General features: G+C 62.9%; 12 protein-coding genes, 1 tRNA gene, 2 rRNA genes and 1 pseudogene (1 of these 16 only partly in view). 3 read left to right on the top strand and 13 right to left on the bottom strand.

Going from position 1 to position 13,290, the window contains the following annotated elements; all coding sequences use genetic code 11:
- Window positions 1-2: 2 nt before the first annotated feature.
- The 4 genes from F8A10_RS00600 to selA form a co-directional block, all read right to left on the bottom strand.
- Window positions 3-1,550 carry a PhnE/PtxC family ABC transporter permease gene (locus F8A10_RS00600; protein ID WP_227493391.1) on the bottom strand — a complete coding sequence of 516 codons (1,548 nt, stop codon included), beginning with the start codon at window positions 1,548-1,550 and terminating at the stop codon, window positions 3-5.
- On the bottom strand, window positions 1,516-2,175 hold the full coding sequence (locus F8A10_RS00595) for an ATP-binding cassette domain-containing protein (RefSeq protein ID WP_152366471.1): 660 nt from the start codon (window positions 2,173-2,175) through the stop codon (window positions 1,516-1,518). The genes F8A10_RS00600 and F8A10_RS00595 overlap by 35 nt, the downstream gene beginning before the upstream one ends.
- A 9-nt stretch (window positions 2,176-2,184) precedes the next feature.
- Window positions 2,185-3,063: a putative selenate ABC transporter substrate-binding protein gene (locus F8A10_RS00590; protein ID WP_152366470.1), complete on the bottom strand. Its 879-nt coding sequence runs from the start codon at window positions 3,061-3,063 to the stop codon at window positions 2,185-2,187.
- 63 nt (window positions 3,064-3,126) lie between these two features.
- Window positions 3,127-4,512 carry an L-seryl-tRNA(Sec) selenium transferase gene (gene selA / locus F8A10_RS00585; RefSeq protein ID WP_010397728.1) on the bottom strand — a complete coding sequence of 462 codons (1,386 nt, stop codon included), beginning with the start codon at window positions 4,510-4,512 and terminating at the stop codon, window positions 3,127-3,129.
- A gap of 831 nt (window positions 4,513-5,343) precedes the next feature.
- On the opposite strand from selA, the pseudogene F8A10_RS00580 reads away from it, so the two are divergent.
- Window positions 5,344-5,812: pseudogene (locus F8A10_RS00580) on the top strand (IS5 family transposase); the annotation flags it as partial.
- Here F8A10_RS00580 and F8A10_RS21010 read toward each other — a convergent pair.
- The 6 genes from F8A10_RS21010 to F8A10_RS00555 all read right to left on the bottom strand — a co-directional run bounded on the left by F8A10_RS21010 (window position 5,794) and on the right by F8A10_RS00555 (window position 10,514).
- Entirely contained in the window at window positions 5,794-6,213 is a 420-nt protein-coding gene (locus F8A10_RS21010) for a type 1 periplasmic-binding domain-containing protein (protein WP_193668207.1), read from the bottom strand. The pseudogene F8A10_RS00580 and the gene F8A10_RS21010 overlap by 19 nt on opposite strands.
- Window positions 6,201-6,470: an ABC transporter substrate-binding protein gene (locus F8A10_RS00575; RefSeq protein ID WP_152366469.1), complete on the bottom strand. Its 270-nt coding sequence runs from the start codon at window positions 6,468-6,470 to the stop codon at window positions 6,201-6,203. Before F8A10_RS00575 ends, F8A10_RS21010 begins: the two co-directional genes overlap by 13 nt.
- Before the next feature lie 75 nt (window positions 6,471-6,545).
- Entirely contained in the window at window positions 6,546-7,628 is a 1,083-nt protein-coding gene (locus tag F8A10_RS00570) for a 3-hydroxyacyl-CoA dehydrogenase family protein (protein WP_152366468.1), read from the bottom strand.
- Window positions 7,625-8,818 (bottom strand): beta-ketothiolase BktB, encoded by a 1,194-nt coding sequence (gene bktB, locus F8A10_RS00565; protein ID WP_152366467.1) that lies wholly within the window; start codon window positions 8,816-8,818, stop codon window positions 7,625-7,627. Before bktB ends, F8A10_RS00570 begins: the two co-directional genes overlap by 4 nt.
- A gap of 11 nt (window positions 8,819-8,829) precedes the next feature.
- A complete protein-coding gene (locus F8A10_RS00560; protein ID WP_152366466.1) occupies window positions 8,830-9,756 on the bottom strand; it encodes an electron transfer flavoprotein subunit alpha/FixB family protein in 927 nt (308 codons plus the stop codon).
- Entirely contained in the window at window positions 9,756-10,514 is a 759-nt protein-coding gene (locus tag F8A10_RS00555; RefSeq protein ID WP_152366465.1) for an electron transfer flavoprotein subunit beta/FixA family protein, read from the bottom strand. The genes F8A10_RS00560 and F8A10_RS00555 overlap by 1 nt, the downstream gene beginning before the upstream one ends.
- Window positions 10,515-10,726: 212 nt before the next feature.
- Here F8A10_RS00555 and F8A10_RS00550 point away from each other — a divergent pair, with 212 nt between their 5' ends.
- Window positions 10,727-11,137: a hypothetical protein gene (locus F8A10_RS00550; RefSeq protein WP_152366464.1), complete on the top strand. Its 411-nt coding sequence runs from the start codon at window positions 10,727-10,729 to the stop codon at window positions 11,135-11,137.
- 92 nt (window positions 11,138-11,229) lie between these two features.
- On the top strand, window positions 11,230-11,532 hold the full coding sequence (locus F8A10_RS21290) for a hypothetical protein (RefSeq protein ID WP_227493390.1): 303 nt from the start codon (window positions 11,230-11,232) through the stop codon (window positions 11,530-11,532).
- 50 nt (window positions 11,533-11,582) lie between these two features.
- On the opposite strand, the gene F8A10_RS00540 is transcribed toward F8A10_RS21290, so the two are convergent.
- The 3 genes from F8A10_RS00540 to F8A10_RS00530 all read right to left on the bottom strand — a co-directional run.
- Window positions 11,583-11,659 (bottom strand) — tRNA-Met (locus F8A10_RS00540).
- Between the two features lie 33 nt (window positions 11,660-11,692).
- A 5S ribosomal RNA gene (rrf, locus tag F8A10_RS00535) occupies window positions 11,693-11,807 on the bottom strand.
- 105 nt (window positions 11,808-11,912) lie between these two features.
- Window positions 11,913-13,290: ribosomal RNA gene (locus F8A10_RS00530) — 23S ribosomal RNA — on the bottom strand; it runs 1,468 nt beyond the window's last position.

Below are 13,290 nucleotides of genomic sequence, written 5' to 3'. Positions count from 1 at the left end.
ACCTAGCAATAGGGCCGGGTCGAAGCCGCCCCGACCCGCAGCCTGCGCCGCAGCGCCCGCGACCCCCAGTCGACCAGCGCCGTCAGCAGCATCATCGCCACGACCAGCACCGCCGCGCGATCAAAACGCAAGGTGGCAATGGCACTATCGACATAAAAGCCCAGCGTGGCGATGCCCAGAATGCCCAGGATCATGCTTTCACGCAGGATGATCTCGCCGCGATAGAACAGATAAGCAATCAGCCCGGACGAAACACGCGGCACCAGCTCATAGGCATATAGCCCGGCGCCCTTCGGGCGGTCGGGACGCAGGCCGGGCACGATCCTTGTCGCCTCCCGGCCGATCAGATGGGCGATGATCGCGCCATTGTGCAGCCCCAGCGCCAGCACCGCCGGCAGCATCGAGGGGCCAAAGACCTGCACCCCGACAAAGACCAGCATATATTCCGGGGTAGAGCGCAGGATCACCAGCACCACATGGCCAAAGCCCGAGCCGATCCTGCCAGCCAGTGCCGGAACGATCAGCGGAAAGGCAAAAAGCGCGATGATGCCGCACAGAACAAAGGCCAGATAGCTGACCAGCACCGTCGCCCATGCCCCCGGCAGCACCTCGTGTGAGACGAGCCGCCACAGCCAGTCGCCAAAGGCGCGCCAAGTTCCGGCCGCGCCCGGATCAGCGCCTCGCAGAGGGGCCGGGACCATATCGACCCCGATCAGCTGCCACAGACCGGCAGCCGAGACCGGCCCTTGCGACAGTGAGGCGAGATAGGCCAGCGCGCCCAGAACATAAAGCGGCACCAGCCTGCGACGCAGCCACAGCGACTGGCTGAGGATCAGCGCATAGATCAGCAAAAGCACGGCCGCCGCACCGTCGTAACGGCCTTGTTTGAACAGGGTATCAAGCTCAAACCCCAGCGTCGGCAGGCCGACAAAGCCCAGCACCGCGCTGGAGCGGATGCCGCATTCGATACGATAGCAGAAATAGCTCCAGAATGCCGGCAGGCTGGGCACCAGCCGCGCATAGATCAGCCCCGAAAGAGTCATTCCGCGCCCGGGCAGGGCGTCGCGCGGGCGCGGGTCAGCCTCGTCAAGGATTTCGCCAAACACCTTGGCAAATATGCCGCTATAGGACAGCGCCAAGGCCAGCACCGCCGCGATGGGTTCGGGCCCGGTCACCGTCATGATGAACAGCGCCCAGATCAGCTCATGCACGCTGCGCAGGGACAGCGACAGCATCCTGACCGCACGCCAGCCCCAAAGCAGTGCCATGGCAAAACCCGCAACCGCGCCAATGGCGACGCCGCCAAAGGCCACGGTCAGCGTCAACAGCAGCGCCTGCCTCAGGTTTTCCAGCGCCGCGAAATCGGGGCGGGCAAAGCCCATCGCCAGTGCCTTGAGCACCGCCCCGGGGGACGGCGCGCTGATCTGCAAATCGGCCGCGAACAGTGCCAGCGCGGCCAGCGTCAGCGCGATCCAGACGACCTGCAACCGGCGCAGGGACGGCTTGGCCTCGCGCTCAGCGGGCATAGAGATGATCGATGTCGGCAGCATTCTGTTCGCCTGCCGGCATGTCAAAGATGATGCGCCGGTCCTTTAGCCCGACCAGTCGCGTGCAATATGCCTGCGCCAGCCCGACATCATGCAGCGAGATCACCGAAGTCGGAAAACGTGAGATCAGCGTCGCCAGCACCTCAGGTGCCTGCTTTTCATCCAGCGCCGAGACAGGCTCATCCGCCAGCAGCACCTCGCCACCGCCATGAATGGCCCGCGCCACGGCGGTGCGCTGGCGCTGCCCGCCCGAAAGCCGCTCGACCGGCTGATCAACCGGCGGCTCAAGCCCCAGTTCGCGGGTCAGTTCGGAAACTTCGGCCCGGTCGCGACGAAAGGGACGCAACAGCGTGACCAGATTGTATAGCGCCGAATGACGATGCAGGCGGCCCATATGGACGTTGTGAAAAAGGCTTAGCTGCGGGACCAGCGCATTGTCCTGGGGGACCAGTGCCACCTCTTTTCCCGCGACCATGGCCTTTTCGCGGATCGCCGCCAGCAGCGTCGATTTGCCCGCCCCGCTGCGGCCAAGCAGTGCCACACGCTCACCCTGCCGGATCGTCAGGGTAACGTTTTCCAGCACCACAGCGGGGCCATAGGACAGGGTTTGCCCACGCAGCTCGATCATGGGCGACCTTCAGTCCAAAAGATCAAGCTGGCGCGCGACCTCTTCGATGGGCTGGTAATCGGCATTGCTCGCCGCGATAAAGCGGCTGCGCGGAAAGGCGCCAAGGATCTCGGGGTCATCCATCCCAAGGATCGCCGTGGTCAGCCGCTCGGTAAAGCCCGCGCCAAATTTCTCATCAGCATCGCCGCGCAGGGTAAAATTGTAGTCGGGATAGGCCGGGGTGCGCCAGATCACCGGGACCTCGGCCGGATCGACCTGCCCCTTGGCCACCATGTCGTCATAGGCGGTGAAGTTGACCGCGCCGATCTCATAGGCGCCGCTTTGCACCAGCTCGACGGTTTTGGTGTGATCGCCCGAAAACCCGACCCGGGAAAAGAACTCTTCCGGCGCCACCCCGGTGTTCCGCCTGATCTCATATTCCGGCATCAACCGGCCCGAAGTCGAGGTCTTGGCACCAAAGGTAAAGCTGCGCCCCTTGGCGGCCATGGGGAAGTCCGGCCCCTCAGTCAGGCCGGTCGCCTTATTGGCAATGAAATAGCTGACGAAACGCGCATCCTCTTCGCCCTGCGCAATGGCGACCGAGCCTGGCAGCGCCAGCCGCGCCTGCACGCCCGACAATCCGCCGAACCACGCAAGCTGGATCTGATCGTTGCGAAAGGCCACCACAGCGGCAGGGTAGGATTTCACCGGAACGAACTCGACCGGAACGCCCAGCTTGTCGGACAGATATTCGGCAACCTTGGTAAATCGACCCATCAGCTTGGTTGCGTCCTCGTCGGGGATGGCCGAAAAGCGCAGCACCTCGGCAGCGCGGCTGGCAAGCGGGGCAAGCGCCGCAGCGGCGGCCAGGCCCCCGACGAGTTGCCGGCGATTAAGACGGAATTCCATGGTTCGTCCTCCTGTCCAAGGAAGGGTTGGGATGCGCCCTTTGCCACACTAACCGCAACGGACTCAAGCCGAAGGCGCGACGAGAGTCAGTCGGCCCAGCTGAGCAAGAAAGGGCTCTGCGTTTTCAAGACAGCGCAGATCCAGCAGGAACCGGTCCTTGTGGATCCGCCCGATCACCGGCAGTGGCAGTTCGCGAAACGCCCGCGCGATAGCTTGGGCCGAAACGCCGCCGATCCCGTCAAAAGCCAGCCCCGCGCTTGGCAGCAGATCCACCGGCCGCGCCCCGCTGCCGATCTGGCTAAGGCATTCGATGACCGAGACCCCGGCCCACCCGGCAACCGCCGTCCCGACCTGCGGGCACAACCATTCGGCCAGGGCACGGATCTCATCCGTGGGGCGGGTCAAAAGGCGCAGGGTCGGGATCTCGGCCCGGGCGCGTTCAGGATCGCAGTGGCTTTGCAGTGTTGCGGTCAGCGCGGCAAGGATGATCTTGTCCACCCTCAGCGCCCGTTTCAGCGGGTTGGCGCGCATACGGGCGATCAGCTCACGCGAACCGGCGATGATGCCGCATTGTGGCCCACCCAAAAGCTTGTCACCGCTAAAGGTGACCGCATCAGCCCCATCACTGATCGCTTGCCGCGCCGTCGGCTCGGCAGGCAACCCGAAAGCGCCCAGATCCAGCAACGAGCCGCTACCAAGATCAATCAGGAAGGGGATGCCCTGCCGCCGCGCGAGTGCTGCCAGATCGGCCTGAGGCACCTCGGCCGTAAAGCCCTCGATTGCGTAATTGCTGGCATGAACCTTCATGAAGGCGGCAGTTTCTTCGTTCACAGCCTGAGCATAGTCACGCAGATGGGTGCGGTTGGTGGTGCCGACCTCGTGCAAGCGGCAGCCCGCGCGGGCCATCACATCAGGGACGCGGAATGCGCCGCCGATCTCGACCAGCTCGCCACGAGAAACGACGACCTCGCGCCCCAGCGCCAGTGTGTTCAGCATCAGCATGACCGCCGCGGCATTGTTGTTCACCACGGTCGCGGCCTCGGCCCCGGTCAGGCGGCAGATCAACGCCTCGACATGGCTGTCGCGGTCGCCGCGTGTGCCCTGATCAAGGTCGTATTCCAGATTGGTCGCGCTGATCATCGCCTGACAGGCCGCCTCGGCAGCCCGCTGCGACAGCAGGGCACGGCCCAGATTGGTATGGTTGACCGTGCCCGTCAGGTTCAGCACCGGTCGGAGCGAGGGCTCGGCCTGCTCTGCCAGCCGCTCGGCACATTCGGTTAGCAGATTGCCGGCTGCTGCCTGACCCTGTCCGATTGCCCGCCGCCGGTCCTGAAGCAGGCTGCGCAGCGTCTCGACCACGGCGTCGCGTCCGTGATTGGCGATAAGGCGCAGGATCTCGTCCTGACGCAAGAGTTTGTCGATCGAAGGCAGGGCGCTGCGAGGATCCATGGCTGTTCTGATCTTGCTGGGAACGGGCTGCGCGTGGGGTTCCAGAGCATGCCCCCGCCGCGTCAACTTGCGGTCTTGGGGGCGGGCTTGTCAATCTTGGGGGCCAACCCATGTCGCAGGCCGATCTGCATCACGACCATGGCGCCCTTGTCGGGATCTATCGCCGCCTGTGCGGCAGAGCCGACGATATCCAGGCCAGATTACCCCCCCTCCCTTCGTGCGCTGAGGCTCTCTCAGGGGCATTGTGGAGCTTGTCGATGGCCGGATCGCGATATGCGCGTGAGGATTGGCTTCATCCTCGGTCCCGGCCTTGTCGTGGATAGCGGCAAAGAAGGGTCGGCGCAGCAGGCGGTGGTGCGGGTGATGTATCCGACATGCGCGCCAGCGGTTCCGGCGTCATGGGTCGAACGTCCAACAATGCGATGCGTCAGATGACTGATCGCCATGCGAAAACGCTGGTGGGGCGGTTCCTTCGATGCAAGAGAGGGCGCATTTATGGGTTCTGTGTCAAAACCCGTGCGGCATGGAGCAGTTGCCCCCGCTGCGGATCGGAACCACCTCGCGGCGACAGCTTTGCGGCGTTGTAAACATTCCGCATTTTCTGCTATGTTCTATGCTAGGTTTTCGGCTGTTCCGGAAGAACGCGGCGGGCAGCAGAGTGTAAAAAATTTCGGATGCATTTCTTGCCAATGTGACAGGTCGATTCTGTTCTAGGGATGCCAGGCGGCCGAAGCGGTGAGGGATAGGCATCTGGACTCCGACGTGTCAGGCTCGAGACTCATTGATTTCAGACCTTTGGCGTGATTCAGTCTCCGCAAGGAGACCTGATCTATGAGCAATCTTGCTGGTTGAGCGACGCCCGGATGGAGCGGCTACGGCCCTTCTCTCCCAAGAGCCATGGCAAGCCGCGCGTGGATGACCGCCGCGTCCTCAGCTGCATAATATTCATCAATCGCAATGGCTTGCGCCGATGTGACGCGCCAAAGGAATACGGCCCGTCCAAGACCCTCTGCAACCGTTGGAAACGCTGGAGCGACAATCGGGTCTTCGCCCGGATCATGGTCGGCCTGGCCGCCGAGAGCGCCGAACACAAGAAGATCATTATCGACGCGACCAATCTCAAGATACACCGCACGGCGCTGAGCCTGTACATGAAAAAAAAGGGACGCGCGGGCACCAGATCGGGCGCACCAGAGGCTGCATCATCACCAAGCTGCACGCCGTCGCCGATGCCAAGGGGCGCCAGATCGGGTTCTTCATGTCGACCGGCCTGGTCAGCGACTACACAGGTGCAGCGGCTCGGCCCTGCCGTTGTGCATTGGAAAAGATCTGCGGGGTCATGTCCTCGGACTTGAACGCAAACTCCTGCACGATGACCGGTCGCGCGCCCTGTTCGATCATGTATTCCGTCATTTCCGACACCGCCCCTTGGACATGCCGCCGTTGTCGGAAATGACGGCAATCTTCTTCACGCCCATCATGTCGATGGCATAGCGGATCGCCGCGATCATCTGGTTCAACCCGGTGAACGAGTTCGAAAAGTGGATGGGGAGCCGCCTGCGGCGTCAGGTCGGGCGAAGCGGCAGTCGAAATCTGGACGATGTTCGCCTCGGTCGAGACAGCCGAGATCGGCATGGTTTCCTGCCTGGTGATCGGTCCCAGCCGTGCGACGGCGCCTTCATTACCGATCAGCCGCCGCACCTCGGCCACGCCACGTGTGGGGCGGTCTGGCTGTCGCCCAGAGCCAGTTCCACAGGTTTGCCGCCGATGCCGCCCGCGGCGTTGACCTCCTCCACCTCTACCTGCCAGCCCAGCCGGGCAACGTTGCCGACCGTGGTACCCGCTCCGCTCATCGAGGCGATGCCACCTAGGCGGATGGTGTCCCACCCGAGGGCCGCTGTGGGAATTGCGGCAAACGCCGTTCCCGCCAGATAGGCCAGAAGCCTGTTTCCAATCATGTTGCATCCTCCCCAATGACTGTCTGTCGGTAGCGGAGTTCTGCGGTTTCGCGCCTCGCGCACGGCCCGAAAGAACTAGGCGGGCGACATCGGGACAAGATTGCCCCGACGCTTATGCACGTCGACCAGCGCCATCAGCCGCGTGCTTTCCGCAACCGGCAGGTCCGCCAGCAAAGAGACGGGGGTTCGCGCGAAGCGCAGTGCCGCGCGCGCGCCGCGATCCAGATCCGCAGGGGCAACCACGCCGGCGGCCATGGCATCGGCTGCAGACAACAGCAAGGCACCGGTCAAGCGATCCGCGATGGTGCGCTTGACCGTCTCGGACGTCGTGGCGGGCTGCTCGTCGATCTGCCAATCAGCCAACGCAGCACCCAAGGCACGCAAACCGTCGGCAGGTCGATAGAATGGCCCAAGCACTGCAAGACTTTCCATCGCTTTCAGCATGATGACCGGCTTGGTCAGGTTCATCACCCGGAATGGTCCCGCCGCCACACCAAGCGCCTCACAGGCAACGGCATCAATCTGACCCATGGTCGCCACCCCATCGTCCAGCAGTCGCACCGCCTCATTGCAATAGGGGCAGAAAAACCGGTTGAGTGCAAAGCCAGGGCTGTCCTTACAGGGCAACGGCGATTTCCCGGTTGCGGCCAAAAAGGCCAATACCGGCTCGCTCAGATCTGGCCGCGTGGCCTCGGTCGATATCAGTTCGACGATGGGGCTGATTTCGGCGGGGCTGAAGTAGTGCAACCCCAGCATCCGGCCCGGATCATCCAGCGCGGCCGCGATGTCGCGCACCAGCAGGCAGGACGTATTGGTCGCTATGATCGCCTGCGGCTTCAGCAAAGATTCGATCCGCCGCATGAGGCCACGCTTGACCTCCAGATCCTCATGCACCGCCTCGATAACCAGATCGGCCCCGGAGACAAGATGCGGGTCGCGGGATAGCACCAGATGCTCAACCGCATCATCGGCCTGATTGGCGCCAAGCCGGCCCTTTGCCATCTCGCGTGTCAGATGATCGTGAATCCGTACCCGCAGAAGGTCCAGCGCGCCATCTGTGGTGTCGATGACCGTGGTCCGCAGCCCGACCTTGGCGCAGGACAGCGCGATACCGCCGCCCATCGTGCCGCCGCCAAAGATCGCGACGGACCGGATCATCGGGCAATCTCCACCGCCTCGACGATCACGGCGATGCCCTGTCCGCCGCCAATGCACATGGTGGCCAGCCCGTAGCGCCCGCCGATGCGGCGTAATTCGTAAATCAGCTTAATCAGGATGATGGCCCCCGAAGCTCCGATGGGATGGCCAAGTGCCACCGCACCACCGTTGGGGTTCACCTTGTCTGCCGGAAAGCCGAGTTCGGCCGAGACCGCGCAAGCCTGTGCGGCAAAGGCTTCGTTCGATTCGATCACGTCCAGATCAGCGACGGTCAGCCCCGCGCGCACCAAAGCCTGCCGGGTCGCAGGCACCGGACCAAGCCCCATAACGTCGGGCGCAACCCCGCCAAGACCGGTAGCCACGATCCGCGCCAGCGGCGTGATGCCGCGCGCCTGGGCCACCTCCGCCTCCATCAGCACCAGCGCGCCTGCACCATCGTTGATCCCCGAGGCATTGCCCGCTGTTACGCTGCCATCCTTGCAGAAGGCCGGGCGCAATTTGGCCAGATCATCCGTCGTGATACCAGGGCGGACATGTTCATCGGTGTCAAAAACCCGCTCGGTCCGGCCCACCCGCACCGTCACGGGCAGGATCTGGTCGCGGAAATGCCCGGCCTCGATGGCAGCCGCAGCACGGCGGTGCGATTCGACCGCAAAGACGTCCTGCGCCTGCCGGCCGATGTCGGCACGGCCTGCGACATTCTCGGCCGTGACGCCCATGTGTCCGTTGCCGAACGGATCGGTCAGCGCGCCGGTCATCATGTCGGTCGCGGTCACCTCGCCCATCTTCTGGCCGGGGCGCGCCTGCATCAACAGATGACCGGCGCGGCTCATGCTTTCGGCCCCGCCCGCCAGCGCGATTTCGGCGCGGCCAAGTTCGATCTGTTCGGCCGCCGTCACCACCGCCTGCAGCCCCGAACCACAGAGCCGGTTCAGCGTCAGCGCCGGCACGCTGTCGGGCACCCCGGCCTGCAGGGCGACAACGCGGGACAGATACATGTCCTCGGGCGCAGTGTGGATGACATTACCGAATACGGCCTGCTGGATCTGATCGGGTGCGATTCCGGCGCGTGCAATAGCCTCGGCCGCGACCGCTGCCCCCAGATCGCAGGGCGACAGCCCGGCCAGCGCGCCCCCGAAATCACCGATGGCCGTCCGAACGCCCGAGGCAATGACAACAGTTCTGCCCATGATATGTCCCCTTACAACTTCTGCGTGAGTTCTGGTACGGTGGAGAAGAGGTCCCCGACGAGGCCGTAGTCTGCGATCTGGAAGATGGGGGCCTCTTCGTCCTTGTTGATGGCGACGATGACCTTGCTGTCCTTCATCCCCGCGAGGTGCTGGATCGCACCCGAGATGCCGACCGCAACGTAAAGCTCGGGCGCGACAACCTTGCCGGTCTGGCCAACCTGCCAGTCGTTCGGCGCGTAGCCCGAGTCCACCGCCGCGCGCGAGGCGCCGACCGCGGCGCCCAGCTTGTCGGCAAGCGCCTCGATGATCCCGAAGCTCTCTTTCGAGCCAAGGCCGCGACCGCCCGAGACCACACGTTTCGCCGAGGTCAGCTCGGGGCGGTCCGATTGCGCCACCTCGTCGCCGACCCAGGACGACAGGCCGGGATCCGCAGCAGCAGCCACATCCGAGACCGCGGCCGAGCCACCCTCGCCCGCCGCATCAAAGCTGGCCGTGCGGATGGTGAAGACCTTCTTTGCGTCCTTCGACCTGACCGTCTGGATCGCGTTGCCGGCATAGATCGGCCGCTCGAACGTATCCGCGCCGATCACCGCCGAGACATCCGACAGCACCATCACGTCCAGAAGCGCCGCAACCCGCGGCATGACGTTCTTGGCATCCGTCGTCGCAGGCGCGGCGATATGGTCGTAGTCACCCGCCAAAGACACGATCAGCGCCGCCGTCGGCTCGGCCAGCCGGTGGCCATAGACCGGGCTTTCCGCCACCAGCACTTTCGACACGCCGGCGATCGTCGCGGCCTCCGCGGCGGCCGCTTTCGCCGAGGCGCCGGCGCAGAGCACCGTCACATCGCCCAGGCCCCTGACCGCGCTGACCGCCTTGGCGGTCGCATCGCGGTTCAGAACACCACCCGTCACTTCTCCAAGCAGCAGAACAGCCATCAGATCACCCCCGCTTCTTTCAGCTTGCCAACCAGCTCATCGACCGAGCCGACCCTGATGCCGGCCTTGCGCCCCTCGGGCTCGCGGGTCTTGAGAACCTCAAGCCGCGGCGAAACATCCACGCCGTAATCACCGGCGGTCTTTTCATCGAGCGGCTTTTTCTTGGCCTTCATGATATTGGGCAGGCTCGCATAGCGCGGCTCGTTCAGACGCAGGTCGGCGGTCACCACCGCAGGCAGGCTGACCTCGATCGTCTGCAGCCCGCCGTCAACCTCACGCGTGACCCGGGCCTTGCCGCCATCAACCTCGAGCTTGCTGGCAAAGGTCGCCTGCGCCCAGCCCAGCAGCGCCGCCAGCATCTGGCCGGTCGCGTTCATGTCGTTGTCGATCGGCTGTTTGCCGGCGATGATCAGGCCCGCGCCCTCTTCCTGCGCCACTTTCGCCAGGATCCTGGCCACCGCCAGGGGCTCGATGTCCTGATGCACATCATCGGCCGCAACCACCAGGATCGCACGGTCCGCGCCCATCGCAAGCGCCGTCCGCAGCGTCTCGGCTGCCTGCTTCACACCGATCGAAACCGCGATCACCTCAGAGGCCTTCCCGGACTCCTTCAGGCGGATCGCCTCCTCAACCGCAATCTCGTCGAACGGGTTCATCGACATCTTGACGTTCGCAAGATCAACACCAGAACCATCAGACCTAACACGGGCCTTAACGTTGTAGTCAATCACACGCTTCAATGGCACGAGAACCTTCATCGGCCGCTCCCCTTTGGGTTGTTCCGCCGTCATCGTTCCGGCATAAACATGTCGCGGGCACGCTGGTGTGGAACGACGCCCCAAGACATCGTCCGATCGAACGAGATCCATGGCTTTTTCTGCACCTGCAAAAAGACCGGCTGACCCGTCCGGGCAATGCGACGCTCTGCAAGATCCGCAAAGATGACGCCAGATCACGAGAAGAGAGGCAGATGACCGACACCTCTAACACCACGACCGTCGGCCATGTCGCACTGCATTATGGCAAGCCCGAAGATGGGCCGCTGACCGCAAAGCTTTTCAAGCTGATGGGTTTCGTCACGCGCGAAGAGACCGCTTACCCCGACGGTACTGTCTTCCATTATTTTCTGGTCGATCCCCATGCGATCAACGCGGGCGACGGCATTCTTTTCCTCGTGCCGCGAAAGAACGTCCCGCGCGCGCTCTACGATGCCATCCGAAAGACTTTCCGCGCAAATCAGCAGGACGAGGACGAGGTGGTCAACGATTCCCGCGCCGCTGCGCGGGAAAACCCGGAACTCGGCGTTCACGTCGGTTTTCTGAAAAGCTCGCTGGAAGAGTTGGAGGGCATCGTGCAGAGGGTACAGCACGTGGTCGCCTGAAGGACAAGACTGCGCAGCTGGAAACCCGCAAGGCCGAGCTGACGGAGAAGCTGGCCAATGCGAACGAGCCACCACCCCTGCTGCACCCGAACATGGCGGCGCTCTATGCCCAACGGATCGCCGCGCTTTCCGAGAACCTGCGGCACGAGGACAGCCGCGCGCAGGCGGCGGACATCCTGCGCTCGCTGGTCGACCAGGTGACGCTGGTGCCGGAGGAGGGCGAACTGGCCATCGTGCTGCGCGGCGATCTCGGCGCCATCCTGGGCTTCGCCGCGGGAAAGAAGGATCCTGATTTCCTGTCGGAAGCCGAGGCGCTGGACAACCTGCTGGCGCAATCGGGCAGCTCGCGGAAGCCGCCGCCCGGACGGCAAAAAGCCTCCGCAGCCCGGGCGTAGAAACGCAAAAACCTCCGCGCATTATGCTACGGAGGTTTCGCAATTATCGTTGGTTGCGGGGGCAGGATTTGAACCTGCGACCTTCAGGTTATGAGCCTGACGAGCTACCGGGCTGCTCTACCCCGCGGTAGTTTGTTGAGAGAGTTACGCTTCTTTCCAGGTCTGGCGGTGACCTACTCTCCCACGTCTTTTGACGCAGTACCATTGGCGCTACGGCGCTTAACTGCCGAGTTCGGGATGGGATCGGGTGTTTCGCTCGTGCTAAAGCCACCAGACCGGGAAAGGAGCGTATCGGCGTGACCCATTCGGGTTGGTTGTCCAAGGATGCTTTTTGGAAGCTGACGTGCAGGTAGTTTTTTCTGGTCTGTCTTCTTCCGGATCAAATCAAGCCAATCGAGCGATTAGTACCGGTCAACTGAACGCATTGCTGCGCTTACATCTCCGGCCTATCGACGTGGTGGTCTTCCACGGCTCTCAAGGGATACCTTGTTTTGAGGGGGGCTTCACGCTTAGATGCCTTCAGCGTTTATCCTTTCCGTTCATAGCTACCCTGCACTGCGGCTGGCGCCACAACAGGTCCACCAGTGGAACGTTCACCCCGGTCCTCTCGTACTAGGGGCAACTCCTCTCAAGTATCCTACACCCACGGCAGATAGGGACCGAACTGTCTCACGACGTTCTAAACCCAGCTCACGTACCTCTTTAAATGGCGAACAGCCATACCCTTGGGACCTGCTCCAGCCCCAGGATGAGATGAGCCGACATCGAGGTGCCAAACGATGCCGTCGATATGGACTCTTGGGCATCATCAGCCTGTTATCCCCAGCGTACCTTTTATCCGTTGAGCGATGGCCCTTCCACTCGGGACCACCGGATCACTATGGCCGACTTTCGTCTCTGCTCGACTTGTCAGTCTTGCAGTCAGGCTGGCTTCTGCCATTGCACTCGACGAGCGATTTCCGACCGCTCTGAGCCAACCTTCGCGCGCCTCCGTTACTTTTTGGGAGGCGACCGCCCCAGTCAAACTACCCACCACGCAGGGTCCCGGACCCGGATAACGGGCCGCGGTTAGACATCAAGAGTGCGAAGGGTGGTATCTCAAGGGAGGCTCCACCGGAACTGGCGTCCCGGTTTCAGCGCCTACCACCTATCCTGCACATCACAATCCTGATGCCAGTGCGAAGCTATAGTAAAGGTGCATGGGGTCTTTCCGTCTAACCGCGGGAAGTCTGCATCTTCACAGACAATTCAATTTCGCTGAGTCCACGTTTGAGACAGCGGGGAAGTCGTTACGCCATTCGTGCAGGTCGGAACTTACCCGACAAGGAATTTCGCTACCTTAGGACCGTTATAGTTACGGCCGCCGTTTACCGGGGCTTCAATTCAAGGCTTGCACCTCTCCTTTTAACCTTCCGGCACCGGGCAGGCGTCAGACCCTATACGTCGCCTTACGGCTTCGCAGAGCCCTGTGTTTTTAGTAAACAGTCGCCACCCCCTGGTTTGTGCCCCCCGCCGGCAGTTGCCTGCTGACGGGGCCTCCTTCTCGCGAACTTACGGAGGTATTTTGCCGAGTTCCTTAAACGTGGTTCTCTCAAGCGCCTTGGTATTCTCTACCAGTCCACCTGTGTCGGTTTAGGGTACGGTCTGATGGAGGGCTGTTTCCAGGGACCGCTCAGCTGCCCGGCCAATCCGATAAGGCCGAACAACACTTGCGATCCGTCACCATCTCCTGGCCCAGGAATATTAACCTGGTTCCCA

This window comes from Paracoccus kondratievae, from assembly GCF_009301415.1.
GTDB lineage: Bacteria > Pseudomonadota > Alphaproteobacteria > Rhodobacterales > Rhodobacteraceae > Paracoccus > Paracoccus kondratievae.
The sequence above is the reverse complement of the archived record's forward strand: the minus strand, read 5'-3'. Positions and strand labels throughout refer to the sequence as shown.